Origin of the sequence: Phocaeicola oris (assembly GCF_021295095.1) — a bacterium.
GTDB classification, from domain to species: Bacteria; Bacteroidota; Bacteroidia; order Bacteroidales; family Bacteroidaceae; genus Phocaeicola; species Phocaeicola oris.
The window spans coordinates 304,850-329,081 of the sequence record NZ_JAJLQX010000001.1 but is presented as its reverse complement, the minus strand read 5'-3'; the positions used below and the strand labels follow the sequence as shown (position 1 = coordinate 329,081).

Genomic DNA, 24,232 nt, shown 5'->3' with positions numbered 1-24,232 from the left:
CCACCTCTTCCCATTCCGAACAGAGAAGTTAAGCCCCGTCACGCCGATGGTACTGCGTCAGAGTGGGAGAGTAGGCAGCTGCCTTCTTGAGGAGTCTTCCTTGAACAGGAAAGACTCCTCTTTTTTTATGGTGAATGAATGATGTTTACATAATTTTATTAAATACTTCTATTATGAAAAAGGTTTTATATTTATTATTTCTACTATTCTCTTTTGTAGGTTGTACGAAGAGGAACCAAAAAGTTGATGTCAGATGGGCTACTTTCAATATTCGTTTAGATACTCCGTACGATAGTTTAAATAGTTGGCAATATCGTCGTGACAGAGCTTGTCAGTGGATTAAAGATATGAATATTGATGTCTTTGGCGCACAAGAGGTTCTTCATAATCAATTGGTCGATATGGAAGAAAGGCTTTCTGGTTTCCAAGCTGTTGGTGTTGGACGTGATGATGGCAAAGAAGGTGGCGAATATAGTGCTGTTTTTTTTAAGAAAGATAGATTTGAGTTATTAGACTCTAATACTTTCTGGTTATCTGAAAATCCAGATAGTGTAGGTAAAAAGGGATGGGATGCTGCTTGTGTTCGCATTGCTACTTGGGCAAAGCTGAAAGATAAACGTTCAGGTAAAATATTTATGGCTGTTAATACTCATTTCGATCATATTGGAACAGAGGCTCGTAGACAGAGCGCATTATTAATCATCAGGAAGATTAAAGAAATTGTTGGTGATAAGCCGGCTGTTTTGACAGGTGATTTTAATGTTAATGACCAAAGTGAAGCTTATAAAACAATTACTACAAATGAATTTGTTTTGGAAGACGCGTATAAGATAGCAAATTCAAAGGAAGGTGTAAATTATACATTTCATGATTACGGACGTGTTCCTATAGCCGAGCGTGAAAAGATTGATTTTATTTTTGTTACTCCTTCTATTCATGTTGTTAAAGCCGGAATTCCTCGAGAGGATTCCAAAGGCTTTATATCTGATCATAATCCGCATTGGGCTGATTTGGAATTTTAGTTTCAATATTAGATAAAAAGTAAAGAGAGGTTGTGCCAGCGTTTCGACACAACCTCTCTTTCTTTGTATTTATTGCATTTGTCAGATCACTCTGACCGGCTTCCTACTTACCACGGCACAAAATTGAGTTTATAGTTAGGGCTGGTACCGGTTATTTCAATAGCTACGCGGTAGTTATTGCCGGGTTGGAAATCGATTTGATTTTTGCTGCCCGAAGGACCGGTGGTACCAATATCGTTCCATGAACTGTCTATAGCCTCCAAAGCGATGGCATTGCCCTCGGTATATGCTCCGGGTACAAACCACGTGTAGTAGGTTTTTTCGGCTCCTGCGGCGATACCGCCATACCAAGTCATATTCGTACTAATTTCTAAGGCGATATTCTTCATCTCTTCACCGGTTACATAGCTGCCGATAGCCATATTGAACTGCGCCATTCCATTTCCTGCATAGTTCCACACCCAATATTTTGTGCCTTTTAACCTAATTCTGAATATATCATTCACTTCGACACCGGTGCTGTTTTTCACTTTCACGGTCATCATCGCCCCCAAGTGTTGGAAGGCAAGCGATACATCGGGCAGGACGCCCCCGCTGTACGTGATGTCTTTTTTACACCAAACCGATATCGGCATGGATTGTCCATATAAGGTCGCAGTATAAGTCGAAGGCATCATAGGCAGCACGGCAATGGTAGGGTCGGTGGCAAGCAGTTCGCTGCCTCCGGTATAAGAATCATATCGGCTGCTACGGTAAGCGTAGAGGATAAAGTCGCCGGTGATTTTGTCGGGTACTTTCACGCTAAATTGGGCGGTGCGCCCGTCCTCGCTTACCGAAGTAACGGCAGCGTTGGCGTTTTTCTTTGTAGTTCCTTGCACGAATGCCATTTGTATGATGTCAGTGGTTTTCCATTTGAAACGGATGGCTCCGGCATCGGTCTCTTCCAATGTGGCACGGGTGTCGGCAGGTTCTTCCACGGTGGCGGTAAAGCGCATCACACGTGGTTGCGGCTGTTCTGTCAGTTCGTCCTTGGCGCAGCCGACAAAGATAAGCGACACGGCAGCGAGGATAAGTAATAATTTATAATTCATAACACGTAATTTTAAATGTTCAACTGTTCGATTGTCTAATCGTTTGGATGTTTAATTGTTTAACGGTTCAATGCTCATGGCTCTTTTACCATGATTCGCCCGGCATGTCGGGAACGGTGCCGCTGCCGCTGAGGATGTTCTGTTCCGGCTCCATGTTGATGATTCCGATTTGGGGCGCGGTATACTGTTCCCGCGCCGGTAATTTGTCTTGATTTTCATTCATACGTTTAAATTTTAATGGATTTATATATTTATTTAATACTTAAGTCGTTCGGCATGGAAACAGATGCCCCGAAGCCCAAGGCAGATAACCGCGACACGTAATTGCGTGCCGCAACGCCGATCGCACGTGCAGACCATATATCCGGCACCGGATAAGCGGTCGGAAATCTCGTTTTGTTAAATGATGTTAACGGGGAGGGTAAAACGCCATAGCGGTTTCGTGCCGCGAAGCAACGAATGGTGTGACAAAGGTGGTATGTGCGCCTTGTGACCGCATAGCGTATTGGTTTTATAATTTCGGGTACAAGATATAACGTTTTTTTAACATGGCAAAGAAAACACAAAATTATTTGCGGTACGCAGATCGCTTCTATCTTGAATTTATAGGAAAGTCGGGGCCTTGCGCATAAAAAAAGGTTGTGCCATAATTGAAATGACACAACCTCTCTTTTTGTATGTTGACAGATTTATTTAATATCAATAGCGTGTTCTACCGGAGAGAGCATGAATGTGAATTCATAATCTCCATAATGAAGCATGTATTTATCTAATGGTAATGCTCCCCAGCTTGTTACACATCCTAACCCCATTTGAACTTTATCAATCAGTAAATTAGTCAGATTTGCTTGCTTAACTTCTTCTGAATGAGAATTATGTTTTTCTAATCCATCATCCAATGATTCAATAGTATAATGCAATGCAGAAGCTGAAAATGGAGCATCTGCCACGATTTGTAATCCATTGCCACCACTTGCCAATTGCTTCCACCAGCGGATATCTGTTTTATTACCATTCTCCTGCGGACGAATGTAAGGATAGAATTGTTCGTCAACACTTTGTCTGTATATGCCTAAATCTGTAACATGATTTCGGTCACTGTAATTCTCAACAGGTCCGCGTCCATAATATTCAATGGTTTCAAAGCTCTTTGGCATAACCAGTTGCATACCGAAACGGAAGAAATCAGATACTTTTGCCGTTTTGTCTGCTGTCATTTTCTGTGTGACTTTAATTTGACCGGCATTATTAATGGTATAATTTAATGCCAATTTCGCGGAAACGTTCGGCATGTCATATTCTGCGTCAACAATAACTAAGCCATTTTCCATCTTCGATTTGAAAGAGGTTAGTTTAGTTCCCGGATTCTTCCATGCACTGAACTTCTTTTGTAAGTTGGCTCCCATATCATTGTCTGTTGGAGCTCTCCAGAAATTAGGAGTCAGCGCAGCTCCATCTTTTATCATTTCTAATCCATTAGCGGCATAGCGAATCATATATCCGTTACGACGATCAAATTCTACTGTAAAGTTATCTCCGTTAACAATTAAATAGGTTTCATCATTGTCCTTTAAAACAGGATTTTCAACGTCTATATTGGTATTCTGCTTATTTTTGATTACTAATTCCTTAGCAGAATATGGATTAATGGTTAACTGATCTTTTGCCACTTCGTGTCCTGCGGCGAGTAAACCTTCTCGATTCTTCAATTTATAGGAAACATTCAGCAGCCATTCACAATGCTTACAAGTTGTGCCATAATCAATCGTATAAGTCTTTGTTTCGTGGGGACCAACATTCAAATTATCAACGCGTCCGCTTCTAACAGCTTCACCATTGTGTAACAATGTCCATTCCATGTAATAAGCAGAAAGATCACGGAAGAAGTTTTCATTATAAATATTAATCTGACCTTTCTCCATGTCTGCCGGAGTAGTCCAGATATTCTGATAATAATATCCAACTTCATACATGTGAGGATTCGGAACCCGGTCAGGGCTAACTAATCCGTTATCACAGAAATTTTGATCGCCATATTCGAATTTGTTAAAGTCGCCGGCATAGCCATAAATAGTTACACTGTCTTTTCCTTTCCAACGGCAGGACTGGTCAACAAAATCCCAAATGAAACCACCCTGTAAGTTGTCATATTTACGGAATAAATCCCAATACTCTTTGAATCCGCCTTCCGAGTTACCCATGGCATGAGCATATTCGCACTGTATTAAAGGCTTTTTCTTATCAGTTGCTTTTCCGTATGCTTCTGTTCTTTCATAATTATAATACATAGGACAGAACACATCGGTATGATCTTTTTCGCGAGCCTGCTCATATTGGCACGCACGACTTGGATCTTCTTTCTTTATCCATTTATAACAAGCCTCAAAGTTTGGTCCGTCGCCGGCTTCATTTCCTAACGACCAAAATATAATTGCCGGATGATTAAAGTTACGTTGAATATTTCGTTGATTACGTTCCATGTGTGCTTTAGCGTATGAAGGATTTTTTGCTAAAGTTTTCTCGCCGTAACCCATTCCGTGTGATTCAATATTAGCTTCAGCTACCATATAAAGTCCGTATTGGTCGCATAAATCGTACCAGAAGTTATCGTCCGGATAATGGCAGGTACGAACGCCGTTTAGATTGAAGCTTTTGAATAATTGCATATCCTGAATCATACGTTGCTTAGACATCACGTATCCGCCATCCGGATCCATTTCGTGGCGGTCGGCTCCTTTGAAGAGTACCGGCATACCATTAACAAGTATCTGATCTTTAACAAGTTCTACTTTACGGAAGCCAACTTTGATAGGAATTACTTCATCTGTTCCCTGTAAAGAAGCTGTCAATGTATATAAATAAGGAGTTTCGGCCGACCATTTATTGACATTGTCTAAACTTATAGATGCTGTATTTGATTTAGTTGAAGTACTCGCGACTTCTTTTCCCATCGCGTCCGACAGCTTTAAATCAACAGTACCGGAACCTTTTAAACTTAATTGAATATGTAAAGTTCCATTTTTATACCGGGAGTCCAAATCGGGAGTAACACGTATATCTTCAATACGTTTCTTGTTACGGGCATATAAGTAACAGTCGCGAGCTACACCGCTATAACGGAAAAAATCTTGATCTTCCAAATAAGAACCATCGCACCAGCGGAATACTTGAAAAGCAATTAAGTTTTTCTGTCCCGGCTTTAAGTAAGAGGTCAAATCAAATTCTGTTTCCAATTTGCTGTCTTCACTGTACCCGACATACTTTCCGTTCACCCAAAGATACATGTTTGAAGTTACAGAACCAAAATGAGCAATGATATCTTTTCCTTTCCATGAAGCAGGAACAACGATAGTTTTACGATATGATCCGACGTGATTGTTTTCTGTTGGAATTTTTGGTGGATCAGGTTTGAAGAAGTTACGCCAAATAAACCCGACATTAACATAAATAGGGTCACCGTAACCGTTCAATTCCCATACCGCAGGGACTTTCATTTTGTCCCATCCTTTATCATTGAAATCTGTTTTCCAGAAATCAAGAGGACGTTGGTCTGCATTCTTTACCCAATTGAAATTCCATGTACCATTCAATGTCATGAAATTAGCGGAATTCTCTTTTACTCCTTGATCGGCAGCTTTTGCGTTTTCGTATGCAAAGTAATTAACATGCATAGGATAGCGATTAACTGCGTTCACTTCAGGGTTTTGCCATTCGTTCGACTGCGCGTTCATAGTTAGAGCTGTCAAAACAAACAGTCCGGTTGCAATTTGTTTTTTCATAATATGATATATATAATTAAAATCTGCACAAAGATAATATAAAAGCTTTTCAAATACAATTTGTGGAAGTAAAATAAAGATTACTAATATGATACTTATCAACTTGATGATGAACGATATCGTATCCTTGTTTTTCTAAATAATTTAGGTTGTTCACGTACGTGGTTCACATGGTTCACGTGCGTGGTACATGTGGTTCACGTGCGTGGTGCATGTGGTTCACGTGCGTGGTACATGTGGTTCACGTGCGTGATACACCTAAATTCGCTTGTGACTTTAAGGATTTATCAAGCAGAAAATAGAAGTAATAAAGGTTGTTGAAAGAAGCAATCAATATTATCCTTCACCCATCTTGCTCAGTCGATTGAATTAGCAGTGTGAGTGAAGGATTGAATCTGATTAAATAAAGAAAGCGCAGAGTTATTTGAACTGATTTAGTCCGGCTAAGTATTTTCCTAAAATATCAAATTCAATATTTACTTTTGATCCTATTTTGATGGAATGGAAATTAGTATTTTCAAAGGTATAGGGTATGATAGCAACCTGAAAAGAATTGTCTGTAGGGTCGCAAACAGTTAAGCTGACACCGTTAACAGTAACCGATCCTTTGTCGACGGTAAAATATCCGCGCTGAGCCATTTCTTTATTAAAAGGATATTTGAAAGTGAAATAATAACTGCCTTGCGCGTCTTTAATATCTGTACATTCTGCGGTTTCATCCACATGTCCTTGAACGATATGCCCGTCAAGTCGTCCGTTTAGCTGCATGCTGCGTTCAACGTTTACTTCATCACCCTCTTTTAAGAGCCCTAAGTTTGAACGGTCGAGCGTTTCTTTCATGGCAGTAACAACATAAGTTTTTGATGATTTATCTAAACTTACGACAGTTAAGCATACTCCGTTATGAGATATGCTTTGATCTATTTTTAACATATCCGCAAAAGGACAAGTAAAAGTGAAATGAATATTCTCTTGATCTTTTATTATCTTCACGACTTTTGCTGTTGCTTCTACAATTCCTGAGAACATAATTATTTTATATTTTGGTTTAGTACAAAGTTAGTTCAAATAAAATGGAAAGTTGCATGTTTAATGTTTACTTTTCATAAAATTCTATAGGTAATTCATCGGGATCATAGATAAAAAAGAACTTTTTACCGGTCAGTTCGTCTATTCTTATTTCTTGTGGGCGTATGCCTTTAGAGTTAAGTTCTTCAAATGTATTTTCTATATTATCCACTTCGAAAGCTAAATGGCGTAATCCTACGGCTTCGGGGTATGATAATCTTTTGGGTGGGTTATGAAAAGAAAAGAGCTCTATTGTATATTCACCATTTAAATATAAATCGGCTTTGTACGATTGGCGTGCAGGTCGGTATGTTTCTTTCTCAAGTGTTAATCCTAAAACGTCTTGATAGAAGTGTATGGCTTTCTTATAATCGGAAGTTATGATAGCGATATGATGCACTTTATTTATCTTCATCTTTATATTTTTTGAAAATTATTTTGATGGTGCTTTGCTCTATTCAACTTGAACTTCCAGTTCCAGAGCGGTTGGATTACATTAAATAGGGGTATTAAAAAGCGGAATTCTCTTTCTCCTAAATCAACAGCCGTTTGATGTATTACTTTTATTTCTACAATCAGTTGCGCGATAAGACATAAAAAAGCTATTCCTAAAAGCATCCACTGTTGAAATAAGAGTCCTGTAATTAAAGAATAGATAGTAACAAAATAGAATAAGATTCGAGTAAGCGTTTCAAATCCGACGATGAATTTACCTATACCTTTGAATAATTGGCTGGTTGCCGCATAATTAATCTTTTCATTCTCCCATGTTCGTTTTGTTGGCATGGATATACGTATAATGCTTTCACGACTAACCTCAACTCCGGTATTTTTTTTCTTTGCGGTTTGATTGATAAATAAATCATCTTCGTCATGTTTCCATTTCAGTTGGTTGGTAAATCCGTTTTGTTTCATAAAGAGAGATTTTCGGTAAGCTAAGTTCTTGCCATTTCCCATATATGGCATGCCCATAATAGCCATACTTAAAAAACGCATGGAGTTAATCAGCTTGTCATACGTAATTTTCTTATTGAACCAACTATCGGCTTTCTCGTAATTGCTATATCCTAATACTATATCAGTTTCATCCGTAAAGTTATCTGATAACTTTTTCAGCCATTGGTTACTTGAAGGTTTGCAATATATTTCCGTAAATACTAACCAATCATAGTGGCTGGCCTTTATTCCCATGCTGATTCCCAATTTCTTATGACTGATATATTTAGCGCTTTCAGGGATAAAAGTATGATAAAGATTGTGATATTTTGATTCTAACAGAGTAAGCGTACTATCGTAATCGTCATTCGATTGGTCATTTACTACAATAACCTCGAATGTTGGATAATCTTGTTCTAAGATGGGGATGAGGTTTTTTTCTATTGCTATTCCTGTATCTTTCGATACAAGAATAACCGATATAGGAGGATAATTATTGGTACATTTCAACGGTTTTTTTATCAAGAGGTGGATGCCATTAAACATTCTTTGCCAATAATATAGCTGAATGAATAATAAGCAAATGATAAGAAAGGGTAAAATGAAACCAGTAAGTGTGAATTCCATAGTATTGAAGGTTTATTATATCAGTTCTTCTGACATATATCCTTTAGGCAGTTCTCTACAATTATATTGTGAGGCCATAATTTCACCGTATGCTCCGGCAGAACGGATGGCAATTAAATCCCCTCGATGTGTTTTGTTTATATCTATTGCTTTTCCAAACACATCGGAAGATTCACAAATCGGTCCCACCACATCATAAGTTTCTATTGGTTCTTCTGAAGTGATATTTTCTATTTTATGATATGCTTGGTATAGCGCGGGTCGGATTAAATCGGTCATTCCCGCGTCAAGTATGACAAACTGTTTATGGGTACCTTGTTTAACAAATACGACTCTACTTATAAGACTTCCACACTGGGCAACGACTGAACGACCTAATTCAAAATGTAGAGTTTGTTTAGGGCGTAGTCTCAGATGTTTGTGATAAGTCGCGAAGTACGTCGCAAAATCGGGAATGGATTGACGGTCGGGGTGTTGGTAATCGACACCTAATCCTCCTCCGACATTGATGCTGTTTACAATAATCTGTCTGGCATATAGTTTTTCCTGAAGTTCATTTATTCTATTGCAGAGTGCAATAAAATCATTCATATCCAAAATTTGAGAGCCTATATGGAAGTGCAATCCTACAAACTTCACGTTTTTCATGCCTAAGGTCAAATCAATGACTTTATCGACATCTTCCATACTTATGCCAAATTTATTCTCCGCAAGACCGGTAGTGATGTTTGCATGAGTATGTGCTCCAACATTGGGATTAATTCGAAAAGCTACATTCGCGATTTTATTCTTTGCTGTCGCTAAATCGTTAATTACTTCTATTTCCGGTATAGATTCTACATTAAAGCAAGAGATGTTATTATTAAGTCCTAAATCAATTTCCCAATCTGTTTTGCCAACTCCGGCAAAAACAATCTTATCATTTGGGAAACCGGCATTCAAAGCTGCACGTATTTCACCCCCGCTAACACAATCAGCGCCTAATCCTCCTTCATTTATGATAGATAGAATTTTAGGGTTAGCGTTTGATTTAATTGCATAATGAACGCAAAACTTCTCATATTTCTTTGCTTCTTTGTTTATGCAGTCTATTGTTTCGCGAAGTAATGAAGTATCATAATAATAAAAAGGTGTTTTTAAACTTTGAAATTGGTTGATAGGGAAAAACGTTTTCATTGAATTTAATGCCAAATAAAGGTGGGCATCCTCTCGTCTTTAATATTAAATTTTATTATTAAACAGATGATTGCTCAATGATTGGAGCGCACGTTTTTTATCTTCTTCTTTTACCAGAAAAGAGATGTTGTAGTTACTTCCTCCAAACGAAATCATACGCACCGGAATGTCGCGCATTGCGTCCAAAGCGTTTGCTTCGAATCCAACATTGCTCCATTCTAAATCGCCTACTACACAAATAATGCACATGTTTTTATCGACAGTAACGGTTCCGTATTTCTTTAAGTCATCAATAATCTCATTTAAATGAGTTGTATTATCAATGGTAACAGATACGCCAACCTCAGATGTGCAGATCATGTCGATGGAAGTTTGGTAACTTTCAAAAATCTCGAATACTTTACGAAGGAATCCATAGGCGAGGAGCATACGACCCGATTTAATTTTGATAGCTGTAATATTATCTTTTGCAGCTACAGCTTTAATAGTGTCGGAAACCAAATCATTAGAAATTAAAGTTCCCTGAACAGAGGGATCCATAGTATTCAGTAATCGGACAGGGATATTAGCGTATTTTGCCGGTTGGATGCAAGTGGGATGTAGAATTTTAGCGCCGAAGTATGCCAGCTCAGCAGCTTCTTCAAATTGCAAACGTGGAACAGGCTCTGTATGATTAACGAATCGAGGGTCATTATTGTGCATACCATCAATATCTGTCCAGATTTGAATTTCATCAGTATGTATAGCTGCTCCTATTAAAGATGCAGTGTAATCGCTTCCTCCACGTTGCAGGTTATCTATTTCTCCATAGGCGTTTCTGCAGATAAAGCCTTGAGTAATATATATATCAGCTCCGGGGTGTAAGTCTAATTGGGCATTTAATTTTTCTTTGATATATACGGGGTCCGGTTCTCCGTTTTTATCTGTACGCATGAATTCAAGCGCAGGAAGCAATTCAACTTTGACTCCTTGCTCCTGTAGATAATTGGTCATCATGCATGTAGACATCAATTCACCTTGCGCTAAAATTACTTTTTCCTCAAAAAGAGTGAATAAGTCTTTCGTGTACGATCGAATGAATTCAAATTGTGCTTTTAAGGCATCACTTGTTTTCTGTTTATAAGTTTCGGTAGAGTAGAGCTCATTGATATGTTTTCGGTATTGAGTTTCCAACCGATTAATTACTTCATTTGCTCCATCAGGATTCTTTTTGTATAAATAGTCTGATATTTCTACTAATATATTTGTTGTTCCTGCCATAGCAGAGAGCACGACAAGTTTCTGTTCTCCATTTGTAATCAATTTGGCAACGTTCTTTATTCGTTGGGCAGAACCAACTGATGTACCTCCAAACTTTAAAACTTTCATCTTCGTCTCGTATTAAAATATTATTTAATAAAGTAACAAATTCTTGGCTGCAAATATATAAAATATTAGGCATGATTTGTTCCTTTTGTATCTTCTTTCTGTACTAATTCTTCTATTTGTTCCGATTGCTCATTGAAGAATTCTTTAGTTATCTCTTTTACATGATGATCTTTACAGCGATAAACAATTCCCGGATAGCGTTTTGCAAGATGTAAATTATGTGTACTCATAATAACCGCGGAACCTTTGGAACTGATGGATTTAAGCAACTCTACAATCTTACAACTTGTTTCTATATCTAAATTGCCGGTAGGTTCATCAGCTAAGATAATATCGGGTCTGTTTAGTATGGCTCTGGCAATGACTATTCGTTGTTGTTCTCCTCCGGAAAGCTGGTTAGGCATTTTATAGCCTTTGCCTTCCATATCTACTTGTTTTAAAACTTCTTCAATTCGATCGTCAATAGCTGCTTTTTCTTTCCAGCCGGTAGCTTTTAGTACAAATTTTAAGTTATCTCGAACTGTTCGGTCTGTAAGGAGTTGAAAATCCTGAAAAACGATGCCTAACCTTTTACGTAGAGTCGGAATCTTTTTTCTGCGAATATTTTTCATCTCGAAGCCTAAAACATTAGCTTCACCTGAAGCGATACTTAATTCTCCATAGAATGTTTTGAGTAAAGATGTTTTTCCTGAGCCGACTTTTCCGATGAGATAAACAAACTCACCTTTGTTCAGCTCTAAATCTATATTTTCCAACACACAAAATTCTTGTTGGTTGATATAAACATCTTTATAGTGTATCAAAACTTCGCTTCTTTCCATATCTTTTAATGTTTTTTCCAATTCGGTTTATGCCGATCTTTCAGTTCTTTCGCAAGATCTTCTATCCGAAGACCTTTTGATGTGAGAAGTACAATTAAATGGTAAAGCAAATCCGAACTTTCGTAAATTAAACGCTCCTTGGTACCATTTGTTGCTTCAATAACAGTTTCAACAGCTTCTTCGCCAACTTTTTGAGCCATTTTATTTATTCCCGATTGAAATAAGTTGGTAGTATAAGAATCTTCCGGCATTTCTTCATGACGTTTGGAGATAAAGTCTTGCAATTCTTTTAAGAATAGGATATCCTGCTCATTTTTTTCATTCCAACAAGTATCTGCGCCGGTATGACATACAGGCCCATCGGGATGAACTTCTATTAATAAGGTGTCATTGTCGCAATCGGCTTTAATACTTACTACATGCAAAAAGTTACCACTTGTTTCTCCTTTTGTCCAAAGTGCTTTACGAGTACGACTGTAGAAAGTAACTTTTTTTGTTTCTACCGTTTTTTTATATGCTTCCTCATTCATGTATCCAAGCATCAATACTTTTTGGGTATCAGCATCTTGTATAATGGAAGGAATGAGTCCGTTCATCTTTTCAAAATCTAACTTTAACTTATCCATAATAACGTTATAATCGTATATTAATACCTTCGTTGCAAAGATACTGTTTTAATTTTGGAATTTGTATTTCTCCAAAGTGAAAAACACTGGCAGCCAACGCAGCGTCAGCTTTTCCTTCTATAAATACATCTTTAAAATGTTCCATTTTGCCGGCGCCTCCTGATGCAATTATTGGAATGGAAAGAGTAGAGGATAACCTGGCTAAAGGTTCATTGGCAAATCCATTTTTAACGCCATCATGATCCATACTCGTAAAAAGAATTTCTCCTGCTCCCCGGTCGTTTGCTTCTTTTGCCCAACTGAATAATTCTTTGTCTGTTTCAATTCGTCCTCCATTTAGAAAACATTTCCAGCCATTGGGTCTTTTCTTTGCATCAATAGCGACCACACATACTTGTGATCCGAAATGTTTGGCTATATCATTTATTAAATTCGGATTTTTAATAGCAGAAGAATTTATGGATACCTTATCAGCTCCGGCATTCAATAAACGGTCTACATCGCCAATTTCATGAATACCACCACCAACAGTAAAAGGTATGCTGATATTGGCAGCCACTTTTTTTACTAACTCAGTAAATGTTTTTCTTCCTTCAAAACTTGCTGTTATATCAAGATAAACCAATTCATCTGCTCCCTGATCACTGTATAGTTGGCCAAGTTCTATCGGGTCTCCGGCACTGCGTAGGTTGATAAAATTTGTGCCTTTTACAGTTTGTCCGGCTTTTATATCTAAGCAAGGTATTATTCTTTTTGATATCATGATTAATTATTGATGAAAGGTTTAAGTTCTACTAATTTAATTGTCCCTTCATATAGAGCTTTACCCAATACGACAGCCGGTATATATGAATCTTCCAGCTGATAGATATCTTCAATTTTGCCAACACCTCCACTGGCTATCAAATGCATTTTTGGAAAAGTTTTTATAATATCTTTATAGAGGGAAATAGCCGGTCCTTGTAACATGCCGTCGCGTTCGATATCTGTGCAAAGTACATTGGAAACGCCTTGCTTGGTATAATGTTCGAGGAATGGCATAAGTTTATTTTGACTTTCTTCTTTCCAACCATTGATTGCTATGTTTCCATCTTTGACGTCGGCCCCAAGAATTAATTTCTCTGAACCATATTTCTGCAGCCATTTCTTGAGTAATTCAGGTTGTTTAACCGCTACGCTTCCTAATGTTACTATCATAGCCCCATTATCGAATGCTATCTGAAGGTCTTCGTCGGTTTTTATGCCACCTCCGAAATCAATGGTCAGTGATGTATGTCCGGCTAACAGATCAAGTACTTTGTAATTAATAATATGCTGTGAAGCGGCTCCATCCAAGTCGACAACATGTAAGCGTCGTATGCCATTGGTTTCAAATTCTTTTGCTACTTCCAGTGGATTCTCATTATATATTTTTTTAGTATTATAATCTCCTTTAGAAAGTCGTACGCATCTTCCTTCAATGATATCAATAGCAGGAATAATCTCAATCATAGTTTTATATCCAAAAAGTTCCGTAATATTTTTTCGCCAATCTTCCCACTCTTTTCGGGATGAAACTGAGTGGCGTAGAAATTGTCTTTATGAAGGGAAGCACTGAAAGGAAGAACATAATTCGTTGTTGCAGTAGTGAATTCATTCAAAGGAACATAAAAGCTGTGAACAAAATAAACGAATTCATCATCACTTGTATCTTTATATAAATCACTTTTTAAATCAGTAATAGTATTCCATCCTATATGAGGCACTTTTTCTCCTTTTGTAGGAATGAATTTCTTCACTGTCGTAGGGAATATGCCCAAGCAGTCAGTATTACCTTCTTCCGAATGTTCACAAAGCAGTTGCATACCAATACAAATACCCAAAGTAGGTTGTTTTAAACTTTTAATCAGTTGGTCAAGTTGATGCTCTCTTAGATAATTCATTGTGGTTGAAGCTTCTCCTTGCCCCGGAAAAATAATTTTATCTGCTTTTAACAACGTTTCTTTGTCATCAGTCAGCTCAGCTTCAATCCCCAATCGTTTTAACGCATGGTTAACTGAATATACGTTTCCGGCATTATATTTGATAATAGCTACTTTCATTTTAAATTCCAAATTGCATTGCAAAAGTAGTATTTATATAGCAAATTGTACTAATATTTACCAGATAAATTTATAATTGGTATTCCTACTTGCTTTCTTGCTTCATCAATGATATCCATTTCGATTAAAGATTGCATTAAAAATCGTTTCATGGTATCATAGTCTTTTTTATTAAACATCTCAACAAATTCCATGAATTCATGCGTCATTCTATTTTCGAATAGATTCATTCTTTTTTCTTCCATCTTACCGTTAGTAAATAAGGTATAGCCGACAAATTCATTGGGCCCTCCACTCACTTTAAGCCATCCTTTATCCCCCTGAATTGTACAGTATCCGGGACTGGCACTGTCTTTTGCCCCGACACAAATACCGTAACAGTTTTTATATTTCAATGTGAGAATGCCTGATGTGTCTATTTGATTATATCCTATATTTGCGTCGTAGCGGATACTATCCGGTTTGCCTAAGATATGTAGAACAAAATTTAAATTATAGATATTAATATCCATCAATGCTCCGCCTGACAGTTTCGGATCAAAAACCGGTTCTATTATTTTATTCAAGTATTTGTCATATCTGCTGGAGTATTGGGAGTAATTGCAGTTAATCAATTTGATATTCCCCAATTTTGGCAGATCGGCATCTATTGCATGTGTGTTAGGCATGTGTAATAAGGTTACAGCTTCTATCAGATAGAGGTGATTTTTCAAAGCAATTTCTGATAAATCTTTTGCCTCTTCCAAACAAGAACAGAAAGGTTTCTCTACGATGACATTTTTATGTTTCAGAAGTGCCTTTTTACAATATTCATAATGAGCCGAGTTGACCAAAGCAACATATACAAAGTCGACATCTTCTTTATTCAACAATTCTTCATAATTGTCATATACATTATTAATATGGAATTGCTGTGCCACAGCTTCGGCTTTTTCTTTATGACGACCGAATATGGCAGTAATCTTTATCTCCTGCACCTGCTGCATGGCAGTAACAGCTGTAGGGATAATCTTTCCGGTTCCTATAATAGCTATTTTCATATATTTAAATTTATTCGTTCCAACATTCTATGTCTTTTTCTATATCAGGGAATATATGTTTTCTAAATATTGGTTCTTTTATGCCTTTTCTTTTTTGCTCGCGGTAATCGTCAAGGAGTCGGAATGCATATTTACTAAGCTGAATAATGGCGAATAAATTGCATAGGGTAATGCAAGCCATACATATATCGCCCATGTTCCAAACAAAGTCCAGACTGGCTAAGCCTCCAAAGAGGACGAATATACCTCCGGAGCATAGTCGGTAAATTGTCAGAACTTTCTTGCTATTTATCATAAATCGGATATTTGCTTCACCGTAGTAATAGTTTCCTATTATGCTGCTGAATGCAAAAAAGAAAATAGCGATGGCGATGAAAACAGGGCCGGTAGAACCTATTTCGTTTTGTAATGCGCTTTGTGTCAAAACAATGCCATTGACTCCACTATCATACAGCCCACTGATGAGTATGATAAAGGCTGTGCAGCTACAAACTAAAAGAGTATCAGTAAACACTCCCAAAGTTTGAATTAAACCTTGCTTTACCGGATGGCTGACACTGGCTGTAGCCGCGACATTAGGAGTAGACCCTTCACCGGCTTCGTTACTGAACAAGCCTCGTTTTATTCCCATCATGATGGTTGTTCCTAAAGCTCCTCCTGCAAACTGACCGATTCCGAATGCATTTTCAATGATAAGCTGAAAAACGTGAGGAATTTGATGGATATTTAATGCAACAACCATAATGGCAAGAATAAAGTATCCTATTGCCATGATGGGAACAAGCACGCTGCTTACCTTTGCTATCCTTTGAATTCCGCCAAATACAATAATAAGGGCCATTGCAGTAATAATCAATGCTACCGGTATCGGATCAAATCCGAACGCTTTCTGCATAGCGTCGCAGATAGTATTACTTTGAATAGAGTTATATGAGAATCCAAAAGTCAGAATCAGAAGTATTGCAAAAGTGTTTGCTAATCCTTTTTTATGCAACCCGTGGTAAATATAATAGGCAGGGCCTCCAATATAGGAATCATTCGCGTTGCGCTTAAAGAGTTGGGCGAGGGTAGATTCTACAAATGCAGACGCGGAGCCAATCAAGGCGATAATCCACATCCAGAAAATAGCCCCTGGGTCTCCAATAGCTATCGCTGTAGCTACACCGGCTAAATTTCCGGTTCCGACACGGGTGGCAACAGATACTGCAAATGCTTGAAAAGAGGAAATATGATTCTTTCCGTTGTTGTCTGCAACGGCATCGGAAAGAAGCCGAATCATCTCGCGTATCATTCTAAATTGAACGAAGTGTGTTTTCCATGTAAAATAAAGTCCGCACCCGATAAGAACAATAATGATAAAATATGTCCATATTACATCACTGAATGATGTGATGATATGATTAAGCCAACTGTCGGCTGAGAACAATCCGTTAAACATTCCTTTTTCAATCAAATTTCTACGAAAATAGTGATTTTACTTTAATTAAGAAAGAAATGCTTTTATTTTCTTCAAAGTTGGGTTTGTTATGCAAATAGGTATTTACATTTCGAATATGGAATATTTATAAAGAATCCGATCCGCAATATGTGGAAAGCATGTTGCGGATCAGGTATTAGGAAAAATTTAAATCAATTACCATTTCAAAGGTTCGTTCAGAATAACGCCATCACCGGCTGGTGAATCGTCTTCAGTAAATGTATTAGCCTTGTATTGAATACACATCATAATCATTTCATCCTTACCTGTATTCTTCAACGCACGCTTTCCTTTTGGCGCTACCCTCACAATACTACCTTCACTTACAGGGAAAATCTCACCGTCTACTTGATATTCTCCTTCACCTTTTACAATAAGGTAAAGTTCTTCGTGTGTCTTATGAGTGTGCAGAAAACCGCTGTCCTGATTGGGCGCGAGTGATTGAAAAGAAATCTCACTGCCTGTTGTCCCAAGGGATTGCCCGACAAAAACTTTTCCGGGGATAACCATGCTCGGCCCCATGTGAAGTTCATAATCCTTAATCTCATTCAATTTACCTAAATTCACTGCGGTAAAATTCTTACCGTTCTTTGTTGTTTTAATTTCTTTCATTTGTTTTATTATTTAAGTTAGTTATTATCTTTTTTGATGATACAAAGATAATTTCCCAATAGAGATATTGCAAGTAGGTACATATAAGTAAGTCAGTTACCTTATAGTAACTAATGTGACTACATCGTCATTTTAAAATATTTCTTTTATATGATTTAACAAAAATGATTGGTTCTAAAAGATAATTAGTTACTTTTGTAAACTAATTGTAGAAAGTATATGAATAGAGTTGAAGTTAGAGATAGATTATTTCCTCATTGTCCTATACGCAATATTTTGTCACGGATAGGAGATAAATGGTCTATGTTGGTATTGTTCACTTTGGAACAATCAGATTGCCTACGTTTTAAAGAGTTGCAGCGTAACATTCCCGATATTTCGCAAAAGATGCTTACGGCTACACTTAAAACTCTTGAAGCGGATGCTTTGTTACATAGAGAATCGTATCCGGAAATACCGCCGCGAGTGGAATACTCACTTACAGAGAAAGGTAGAAGTTTGTTGCCACTGATAGATGAACTGCTTACTTGGGCAACGAATAATATGGATGATATCATTGAATCGAGACGTCAGTTTCTGCTGAAGTAAGCTTTTTTCATTATAATGGTAAGGTAATATGATGGTTGCTGTTGGCATGGATCATTCCGGCAATATTTTATCTGTTGACGCAATGACCGGTGGATGGGCTATTGAATGGCCGATGTTTTATCTCCTTGATACATAGCACTTTGCTTACCGGTGGTGACCGTTGCAAAAGTCAACACGTATGAGTTGTAAAAGTGATCCGTATGAGTTGACAAATTCATGCTGATGAGTTGACCGATTCATGCTGATGAGTTGACTGATTCATGCTGATGAGTTGACTGATTCATGCTGATGAGTTGACTGACTTATATGTATCACTTTGTAGTATAGTCAAACAGACTTTTCCGGTTGATTCTTATAAACGGCATATATCTCTTGTTTTATATATCAATCAATCAGTCTTCGTTATTTCATGGTAGCGTATCGGCTTTATCTTTATTCAGCAGTATGATCAATCTGAAGGACATGTTCTTTAGAGATATTTTACATCACTATTTTTTAGGGTTATGAGAATTGTTTTATAAATTTGTAAAAGAAAGAATTTTTATATTGTAAATAAAGGAATATGATCGTATATAATACTACATATCATGTGGAGTTACCCGATGCAAGGAATTTTGTAACTTGGGTGGATACCTACCTCATTCCGGAGGTGGAGAAGACGGGGATGTTGATGAATCCGCGATTAACACGAATCTTGACACATAAGGAACACGATAGTGAATGTTTTTCCATGCAGTGGGAAGCAGAAAGTTTGGGTATGTTACAGAAATTCCATACACAATATAGTCCCCGCATTACTCAGGAGCTGAACAAAGTCTTTAAGAATAAGGTACTTGGTTTCGATACATTAATGGAGGTAGTAAGGTGATTTATTCAGTGAAGGAAAAGATTATTTTGGGTATTGATCCCGGTACAAATATCATGGGGTATGGGGTATTGAGAGTAACAGGAACGAAGCCGACAGTGGTATCGTTAGGAGTTATCGATTTGCGTAAATACAGGAACCATTACTTGAAACTGAAACATATTTTTGAGCGGGTTATAGGGATTATCGAATCGTTTTTGCCGGATGAATTGGCTATTGAGGCTCCTTTCTATGGGAAGAACGTACAATCAATGTTGAAACTGGGGCGTGCTCAGGGAGTGGCGATGGCCGCGGCATTAAGTCGTGATATTCCTATCACGGAATATGCTCCGTTAAAAATTAAGATGGCCATTACGGGAAACGGGCGAGCGAGTAAAGAGCAAGTAGGCGATATGCTGCAACGTATGCTTCATATTCCGGACAGTGAGATGGGACCGTTTTTAGATGCGACCGATGCGTTGGGGGCTGCTTACTGCCATTATTTGGAAATGGGTAAACCTGATGTTATAACAAAGAAATATCATAGTTGGAAAGATTTTGTTGACCGGAATCCGGGGAAAGTAGTTGATGAGAAAAATATAAAAATGTGATTATATGAAATTAAAATATGCGTTGATTATGATGATGTTGTTAGGTGCCGGCTGCAAGGAAGAAAAGAAAGTTTATACCTCGGTAATGGATTATCCGGTTCCTGCAGGAGAGATAAATGAAATGTTGTATTCTCCCGCAAAGACTGATTTCCATCTATGGTCGCCTGAAGCAGATGAGGTTCGTGTGTTGTTATATGAGTCTGCTAATTCGGGCTCTGCGTTGCGGTCAATTGATATGACCCTTGGTGAGGATGGTGTTTGGAACGCTGAATGCGATGGAGATTTGAAAGGCAAGTTTTATACATTCAACGTGAAGAAAGATAAGCGTTGGATGGGTGATACTCCGGGCATATTTGCTAAAGCGGTGGGTGTGAATGGAAAGAGAGGGGCTGTTATTGATTGGAAGATGACCGATCCGGAAGGATGGAGCGCAGATAGGCGTCCCGTTCTGAATGATTACGGGGATATTATTGTATATGAGATGCATCATCGTGACTTTTCCATTGATACTATTTCGGGTATTCGTAATAAAGGGAAATATATAGCACTCACCGAAGAAGGGGTAAAGACTATGCAAGGAGAGACTTCCGGTCTGGATCATCTGAAAGAACTTGGTGTTACTCATGTGCATTTGTTGCCGTCGACAGATTATGCATCGGTGGATGAGGTACATCTGGAAAAGGAACAATATAATTGGGGATATGATCCTGTAAACTATAATGTTCCTGACGGCTCGTACTCAACTGACCCTTTTAAGCCGGAAGTTCGTATATTAGAATTCAAACAGATGGTTCAGGCTCTGCACAATGCCGGAATCCGTGTGGTACTCGATGTGGTATATAATCATACCTATGACATAAAGGGCAGTGCATTTGAACGGACTGCTCCGGGATATTTTTATCGCGTGACCGAAGAAGGGAAATATTCGAATGCTTCGGGTTGTGGTAATGAAACTGCCAGTGATCACCCGATGATGCGTAAGTTCATGATTCAATCGGTGTGTTATTGGGCACGAGAGTATCATATTGATGGTTTTCGTTTCGATTTGATGGGCATTCATGATATAGAGACGATGAATGAGATTCGCAAGGCACTGGATGATATTGATCCATCCATCTTTATTTATGGGGAAGGATGGGCTGCCGGTACTCCTGCTTATCCGGAAAAGAAGCTTGCCATGAAGAAGAATATGAGTGAGATGTCTCGTATATCTGCTTTTGGTGATGAAATGCGAGATGGTCTAAGAGGACCGTGGAATGATAATAAGATGGGTGCATTCTTGGTTGGTAAACCCGGAAATGAGGAGAGCGTTAAGTTTGGTTTGGTGGGTGCCATACAACATCCACAGATAGATTATGATAAGGTGAACTATAGTAAGTCGGCTTGGGCTATTCAACCGACGCAAATGATAAGTTATGTGAGTTGCCATGATGATATGTGTTTGGCTGACAGATTAAGAACCACCAATCCGACGGCTTCGGAAACAGAGTTGGTTGCATTACAAAAGTTGGCCGAGACAGTCATTTTTACTTCTCAGGGTATTCCTTTCATTTTCAATGGAGATGAGATGATGCGTAATAAGAGAGGGGTGCACAACTCTTACAATAGTCCAGACAGTATCAATGCTATCGATTGGAATCTGAAATCGGTGCATAAGGATATATTTGACTATGTAAAAGGATTGATAGCTTTACGGAAAGCACATGTTGCTTTCCGTCTGAATAATGCTGAGAGAGTTCGTCAGTATATGGAGTTTATAAATGTAGACGGACCGGACTTAATAGCTTTTAAGTTAAAAGATCATGCCGGAGGTGATGAATGGAATACTATCTATGTATTCTTCAACAGTCGTAAAGAACCGGCTACCGTTCAGGTACCTGACGGGAAATACACGGTGGTATGCAAAGACGGGCGGGTAGAACCGATGGGGCTTTCTATTTTGTGGGGCTCAACAGTATCTATTCCGGCGCAGTCGGCTCTCATCATGCACGATTAGAATCGAAATCCAAGATTGACAAAGAAACGTACTTTGCTGGAGTGATTCATGTAGTTTAAGGATAGTTCCAACGGGCCAAATATACTATCCATCCCATAGCCCAGACTGAATCCGTAGGCGGTATAGCTGTTCAAAAGATCTTTTATCTTCTTACTGCTCAGAGCATAGTTATTGGTCATGGTAATGTAGTGTGCCTTACCGATACGCTGACGGAGTTTTATGCCACCTACCACCAGCGAATGATTCATTAGTTGGGCGGTATTTACACCCACAAACGGAAGTTCTTTTTCCATCATATATCCGGGGACATCGCCACCCATCACATTCATCTTGGAATATGGAATAGTCTTTCCAAAAAGAAACCTTCCATAGATAAAAGGTATGGTCGCGAATCGATGGCTCATGCGTATTACGCTTTCTATGCTTCCCTGTACAGCCGAAGGGCCGACTATATCATAGTATTTAGCAAAGTTATCGGTGATATACTCATACGATGCCGTTGCTATCATACCCTTTGAAGGAAAATAAGGCTTATCAGTGGAATCGTATTTAATTTTAGCAAAGTAGGTAAAGAAATGTTCTGTGTCCAGATTGATGGAGGAACTCATATAAAAGTCCGGTTCATAGAGAAACTTGCTGTAATCGTATAGTTCATAGCGAACTCCCAAGGAGAATCCTAAATTAGTGTGCCATACATCGGAGTAAGCAATCTCTGCTTTATGATAGCGGAAGTTAGTATTAAATACCTTCCTATTATTATAATAGAAGTTTATATCATTGTAACGGAAACTGTATTGTAAGCCAATTTTTCGCATAGGCGATGGAGCCCATGCGTACGATATGTCGGCTCCCATACGCTTTCCTAAGCGGATGGTAGCGGAGAAGATATTCGGTTTACTTTTCCGCTTCAGGTGACCGGTCATATTGATAAGAAGGGAAGCATTTTCTTCTGAATCGAATCGAAAGCCAACATTAATCTTATCATCTGTTTGTTTGGTAAGGTCAAAGCTCAAGTCGTATCCTTTATTGGTTTCCGAACGTGTGAGGTGATAGATAGCGCTTTTATAGTTTAGATTGGCACGGATATCATTAGCAATCTCTTTTATTTTGTCAATACTGATTTCTGAGTTCTCCTGCAGGTTAAAATGTTTCTCTATCCATTTCTCATCGTTCTGATCCATTCCGTTAATGGTGATATTGTTTACCTTTACTATTTTGTTCTGCATGCAGGGATATGGATTGCCTCTGTCTGGTTTGTAATAGTTGGGGAGCCCCAACATTTTCTTCAAACTGCGTAATGCAGGTAATTGAGCTGTCGCGGCTTCCTCGCCACGACGAATAAGTGAATCAATAGCGTCAGGAGTGAAACTGGCAGAACTATATCCTTCTACATTCACCTTGATATAGACATCTGTATTCTTTAGGTTTTCTTTATAGAGGTCACTCCCCATCATGTTGACAAGTTGAAAAATAATATCTTTTGCACTGGTTAGTTCATTGGCATTCCGTTTATCACTCTGTACATCTATACCAATAATATAGTCAGCTCCCATGGCTTTAGCCACATCTACAGGATAGTTATTGACGGCACCACCGTCAACTAATACCATACTGTCTTTACGGACTGGAGTAAAAACGGCCGGAATAGCCATACTCGACCGCATCGCTTCGGTTAGTATACCATTATGAAACACGTAAGGCTTACCACTTACTATATCCTCTGAAACACAGGCAAACGGAGTCTTTAAGGTATTGAAATCGATAGAGTCGTGGTAACCGATAGTGAGTTCGCTAAAGAGATTGGCCAAATTCTCACCACGAATGAGTCCACTTAATATTTCCTTTTTCATGTCTTTGTGAATAGGAACGGAGAGAAGATACGTTTCTTTATTTTCTTTCTGTGTGATATTCTGTTCTGTAGATACTATCTTATCAGTGAGAAGGAAAGTCCAGTCTTGTTTGTGTACCATACTGTCCATTTGAGCAGGTGTATAACCGATGGAATAGAGGCCGCCGATGATAGATCCCATGCTTGTTCCTACGATATAATCAATAGGAACTCCGGCTTCTTCAATGATTTTCAGCGCACTGATATGAGCCATGCCTTTAGCGCCTCCACCACTGAGAACAACACCTACTTTAGGGCGTTCATGAGCTTTTTCTTGTGAAGTGATCGGTTGGTTAAATGCCAGTATATGGATGATTAAAATGAAAATAAAGTGAATCTTCCTCATAAATGTATTTTTGCGTTCATATCGCAAAGATGATAGATTTTTCTTTCTTTCGCAAGTTCTTTTCCTCTTTCTTTATGTTCAAATAGTAACTCTGTAGAATTAGGATATATCATTGAATGTGCTTATCAAGTACTTTATTTTAATGTGCTTTTATCTTTAATCGAGGAGATACGCATTGAGCTTCCGAGTTCATTAGAAGTTTATGCAAAGTGATGCGTATGAGTTGATCAATTCA

The 24,232-nt window shown here is 38.3% G+C and carries 22 protein-coding genes and 1 rRNA gene; 6 read left to right on the top strand and 17 right to left on the bottom strand.

Annotation, left to right across the window (positions count from 1 at the left end; all coding sequences use genetic code 11):
- Both rrf and LO761_RS01465 read left to right on the top strand, forming a co-directional pair.
- Nucleotides 1-87: ribosomal RNA gene (rrf, locus tag LO761_RS01470) — 5S ribosomal RNA — on the top strand; the annotation flags it as partial.
- Nucleotides 88-173: 86 nt separating this feature from the next.
- Nucleotides 174-1,022, top strand: a complete 849-nt coding sequence (locus tag LO761_RS01465) for an endonuclease/exonuclease/phosphatase family protein (protein ID WP_272816558.1) — start codon at nt 174-176, stop codon at nt 1,020-1,022.
- 107 nt (nt 1,023-1,129) lie between these two features.
- Here LO761_RS01465 and LO761_RS01460 read toward each other — a convergent pair whose 3' ends face one another.
- From LO761_RS01460 to LO761_RS01385, 16 genes are all read right to left on the bottom strand, one after another.
- On the bottom strand, nt 1,130-2,113 hold the full coding sequence (locus tag LO761_RS01460) for a hypothetical protein (RefSeq protein ID WP_272816557.1): 984 nt from the start codon (nt 2,111-2,113) through the stop codon (nt 1,130-1,132).
- 85 nt (nt 2,114-2,198) lie between these two features.
- On the bottom strand, nt 2,199-2,336 hold the full coding sequence (locus LO761_RS01455; protein ID WP_272816556.1) for a hypothetical protein: 138 nt from the start codon (nt 2,334-2,336) through the stop codon (nt 2,199-2,201).
- Nucleotides 2,337-2,802: 466 nt separating this feature from the next.
- Nucleotides 2,803-5,892, bottom strand: coding sequence for a glycoside hydrolase family 2 TIM barrel-domain containing protein (locus tag LO761_RS01450; RefSeq protein WP_272816555.1), 3,090 nt, complete (start codon nt 5,890-5,892; stop codon nt 2,803-2,805).
- Nucleotides 5,893-6,312: 420 nt separating this feature from the next.
- The gene (locus tag LO761_RS01445) at nt 6,313-6,921 is read right to left on the bottom strand and encodes a riboflavin synthase (RefSeq protein ID WP_272816554.1); all 609 of its coding nucleotides are present in this window, start codon (nt 6,919-6,921) and stop codon (nt 6,313-6,315) included.
- Between the two features lie 67 nt (nt 6,922-6,988).
- Nucleotides 6,989-7,375, bottom strand: a complete 387-nt coding sequence (gene gloA2 / locus LO761_RS01440) for an SMU1112c/YaeR family gloxylase I-like metalloprotein (RefSeq protein ID WP_272816553.1) — start codon at nt 7,373-7,375, stop codon at nt 6,989-6,991.
- A 2-nt stretch (nt 7,376-7,377) separates the two neighbouring features.
- Nucleotides 7,378-8,442, bottom strand: coding sequence for a glycosyltransferase (locus tag LO761_RS01435; protein ID WP_272816552.1), 1,065 nt, complete (start codon nt 8,440-8,442; stop codon nt 7,378-7,380).
- Nucleotides 8,443-8,538: 96 nt separating this feature from the next.
- Nucleotides 8,539-9,699, bottom strand: coding sequence for a diaminopimelate decarboxylase (lysA, locus tag LO761_RS01430; RefSeq protein ID WP_272816551.1), 1,161 nt, complete (start codon nt 9,697-9,699; stop codon nt 8,539-8,541).
- Between the two features lie 45 nt (nt 9,700-9,744).
- On the bottom strand, nt 9,745-11,067 hold the full coding sequence (locus LO761_RS01425) for an aspartate kinase (protein ID WP_272816550.1): 1,323 nt from the start codon (nt 11,065-11,067) through the stop codon (nt 9,745-9,747).
- Between the two features lie 65 nt (nt 11,068-11,132).
- Nucleotides 11,133-11,888 (bottom strand): cell division ATP-binding protein FtsE, encoded by a 756-nt coding sequence (locus LO761_RS01420; protein WP_272816549.1) that lies wholly within the window; start codon nt 11,886-11,888, stop codon nt 11,133-11,135.
- Nucleotides 11,889-11,893: 5 nt separating this feature from the next.
- Entirely contained in the window at nt 11,894-12,514 is a 621-nt protein-coding gene (gene hisIE / locus LO761_RS01415) for a bifunctional phosphoribosyl-AMP cyclohydrolase/phosphoribosyl-ATP diphosphatase HisIE (protein WP_272816548.1), read from the bottom strand.
- A gap of 7 nt (nt 12,515-12,521) precedes the next feature.
- Entirely contained in the window at nt 12,522-13,277 is a 756-nt protein-coding gene (gene hisF, locus LO761_RS01410; RefSeq protein WP_272816547.1) for an imidazole glycerol phosphate synthase subunit HisF, read from the bottom strand.
- A gap of 2 nt (nt 13,278-13,279) precedes the next feature.
- Nucleotides 13,280-14,005 carry a 1-(5-phosphoribosyl)-5-[(5-phosphoribosylamino)methylideneamino]imidazole-4-carboxamide isomerase gene (gene hisA / locus LO761_RS01405; protein WP_272816546.1) on the bottom strand — a complete coding sequence of 242 codons (726 nt, stop codon included), beginning with the start codon at nt 14,003-14,005 and terminating at the stop codon, nt 13,280-13,282.
- Nucleotides 14,002-14,595 carry an imidazole glycerol phosphate synthase subunit HisH gene (gene hisH / locus LO761_RS01400; protein WP_272816545.1) on the bottom strand — a complete coding sequence of 198 codons (594 nt, stop codon included), beginning with the start codon at nt 14,593-14,595 and terminating at the stop codon, nt 14,002-14,004. The genes hisA and hisH overlap by 4 nt, the downstream gene beginning before the upstream one ends.
- 50 nt (nt 14,596-14,645) lie before the next feature.
- Nucleotides 14,646-15,635, bottom strand: a complete 990-nt coding sequence (locus LO761_RS01395) for a Gfo/Idh/MocA family protein (RefSeq protein ID WP_272816544.1) — start codon at nt 15,633-15,635, stop codon at nt 14,646-14,648.
- A 10-nt stretch (nt 15,636-15,645) separates the two neighbouring features.
- On the bottom strand, nt 15,646-17,073 hold the full coding sequence (locus tag LO761_RS01390) for an alanine/glycine:cation symporter family protein (RefSeq protein ID WP_272816543.1): 1,428 nt from the start codon (nt 17,071-17,073) through the stop codon (nt 15,646-15,648).
- 195 nt (nt 17,074-17,268) lie between these two features.
- A complete protein-coding gene (locus LO761_RS01385) occupies nt 17,269-17,724 on the bottom strand; it encodes a cupin domain-containing protein (RefSeq protein WP_272816542.1) in 456 nt (151 codons plus the stop codon).
- Between the two features lie 219 nt (nt 17,725-17,943).
- Between LO761_RS01385 and LO761_RS01380 the strand changes: the two genes are divergently transcribed.
- The 4 genes from LO761_RS01380 (at nt 17,944) to pulA (ending at nt 21,763) form a co-directional block, all read left to right on the top strand.
- Nucleotides 17,944-18,312 (top strand): winged helix-turn-helix transcriptional regulator, encoded by a 369-nt coding sequence (locus LO761_RS01380; RefSeq protein WP_272816541.1) that lies wholly within the window; start codon nt 17,944-17,946, stop codon nt 18,310-18,312.
- A gap of 562 nt (nt 18,313-18,874) precedes the next feature.
- The gene (locus LO761_RS01375; protein WP_272816540.1) at nt 18,875-19,180 is read left to right on the top strand and encodes a DUF4286 family protein; all 306 of its coding nucleotides are present in this window, start codon (nt 18,875-18,877) and stop codon (nt 19,178-19,180) included.
- Nucleotides 19,177-19,767, top strand: a complete 591-nt coding sequence (ruvC, locus tag LO761_RS01370) for a crossover junction endodeoxyribonuclease RuvC (protein WP_272816539.1) — start codon at nt 19,177-19,179, stop codon at nt 19,765-19,767. The genes LO761_RS01375 and ruvC overlap by 4 nt, the downstream gene beginning before the upstream one ends.
- Before the next feature lie 4 nt (nt 19,768-19,771).
- Complete coding sequence (gene pulA / locus LO761_RS01365) at nt 19,772-21,763, top strand: type I pullulanase (protein ID WP_272816538.1); 1,992 nt, start codon at nt 19,772-19,774, stop codon at nt 21,761-21,763.
- Here pulA and LO761_RS01360 read toward each other — a convergent pair.
- Nucleotides 21,760-23,997, bottom strand: coding sequence for a patatin-like phospholipase family protein (locus tag LO761_RS01360; protein WP_272816537.1), 2,238 nt, complete (start codon nt 23,995-23,997; stop codon nt 21,760-21,762). The two genes, pulA and LO761_RS01360, sit on opposite strands and share 4 nt — an antisense overlap.
- Nucleotides 23,998-24,232 lie beyond the last annotated feature (235 nt).

Excerpts from the sequence above, each read along its gene's own strand:
- LO761_RS01445 (WP_272816554.1), bottom strand. The coding sequence starts at position 6,921 with ATGTTCTCAGGAATTGTAGAAGCAACAGCAAAAGTCGTGAAGATAATA.
- LO761_RS01420 (WP_272816549.1), bottom strand. The coding sequence starts at position 11,888 with ATGGAAAGAAGCGAAGTTTTGATACACTATAAAGATGTTTATATCAAC.
- hisA (WP_272816546.1), bottom strand. The coding sequence starts at position 14,005 with ATGATTGAGATTATTCCTGCTATTGATATCATTGAAGGAAGATGCGTA.
- LO761_RS01465 (WP_272816558.1), top strand. The coding sequence starts at position 174 with ATGAAAAAGGTTTTATATTTATTATTTCTACTATTCTCTTTTGTAGGT.
- hisH (WP_272816545.1), bottom strand. The coding sequence starts at position 14,595 with ATGAAAGTAGCTATTATCAAATATAATGCCGGAAACGTATATTCAGTT.
- lysA (WP_272816551.1), bottom strand. The coding sequence starts at position 9,699 with ATGAAAACGTTTTTCCCTATCAACCAATTTCAAAGTTTAAAAACACCT.
- LO761_RS01360 (WP_272816537.1), bottom strand. The coding sequence starts at position 23,997 with ATGAGGAAGATTCACTTTATTTTCATTTTAATCATCCATATACTGGCA.
- LO761_RS01460 (WP_272816557.1), bottom strand. The coding sequence starts at position 2,113 with ATGAATTATAAATTATTACTTATCCTCGCTGCCGTGTCGCTTATCTTT.
- LO761_RS01375 (WP_272816540.1), top strand. The coding sequence starts at position 18,875 with ATGATCGTATATAATACTACATATCATGTGGAGTTACCCGATGCAAGG.
- gloA2 (WP_272816553.1), bottom strand. The coding sequence starts at position 7,375 with ATGAAGATAAATAAAGTGCATCATATCGCTATCATAACTTCCGATTAT.
- LO761_RS01455 (WP_272816556.1), bottom strand. The coding sequence starts at position 2,336 with ATGAATGAAAATCAAGACAAATTACCGGCGCGGGAACAGTATACCGCG.
- hisF (WP_272816547.1), bottom strand. The coding sequence starts at position 13,277 with ATGATATCAAAAAGAATAATACCTTGCTTAGATATAAAAGCCGGACAA.
- hisIE (WP_272816548.1), bottom strand. The coding sequence starts at position 12,514 with ATGGATAAGTTAAAGTTAGATTTTGAAAAGATGAACGGACTCATTCCT.
- LO761_RS01390 (WP_272816543.1), bottom strand. The coding sequence starts at position 17,073 with ATGTTTAACGGATTGTTCTCAGCCGACAGTTGGCTTAATCATATCATC.
- LO761_RS01435 (WP_272816552.1), bottom strand. The coding sequence starts at position 8,442 with ATGTTTAATGGCATCCACCTCTTGATAAAAAAACCGTTGAAATGTACC.
- pulA (WP_272816538.1), top strand. The coding sequence starts at position 19,772 with ATGAAATTAAAATATGCGTTGATTATGATGATGTTGTTAGGTGCCGGC.
- LO761_RS01425 (WP_272816550.1), bottom strand. The coding sequence starts at position 11,067 with ATGAAAGTTTTAAAGTTTGGAGGTACATCAGTTGGTTCTGCCCAACGA.
- LO761_RS01385 (WP_272816542.1), bottom strand. The coding sequence starts at position 17,724 with ATGAAAGAAATTAAAACAACAAAGAACGGTAAGAATTTTACCGCAGTG.
- LO761_RS01450 (WP_272816555.1), bottom strand. The coding sequence starts at position 5,892 with ATGAAAAAACAAATTGCAACCGGACTGTTTGTTTTGACAGCTCTAACT.
- LO761_RS01395 (WP_272816544.1), bottom strand. The coding sequence starts at position 15,635 with ATGAAAATAGCTATTATAGGAACCGGAAAGATTATCCCTACAGCTGTT.
- LO761_RS01380 (WP_272816541.1), top strand. The coding sequence starts at position 17,944 with ATGAATAGAGTTGAAGTTAGAGATAGATTATTTCCTCATTGTCCTATA.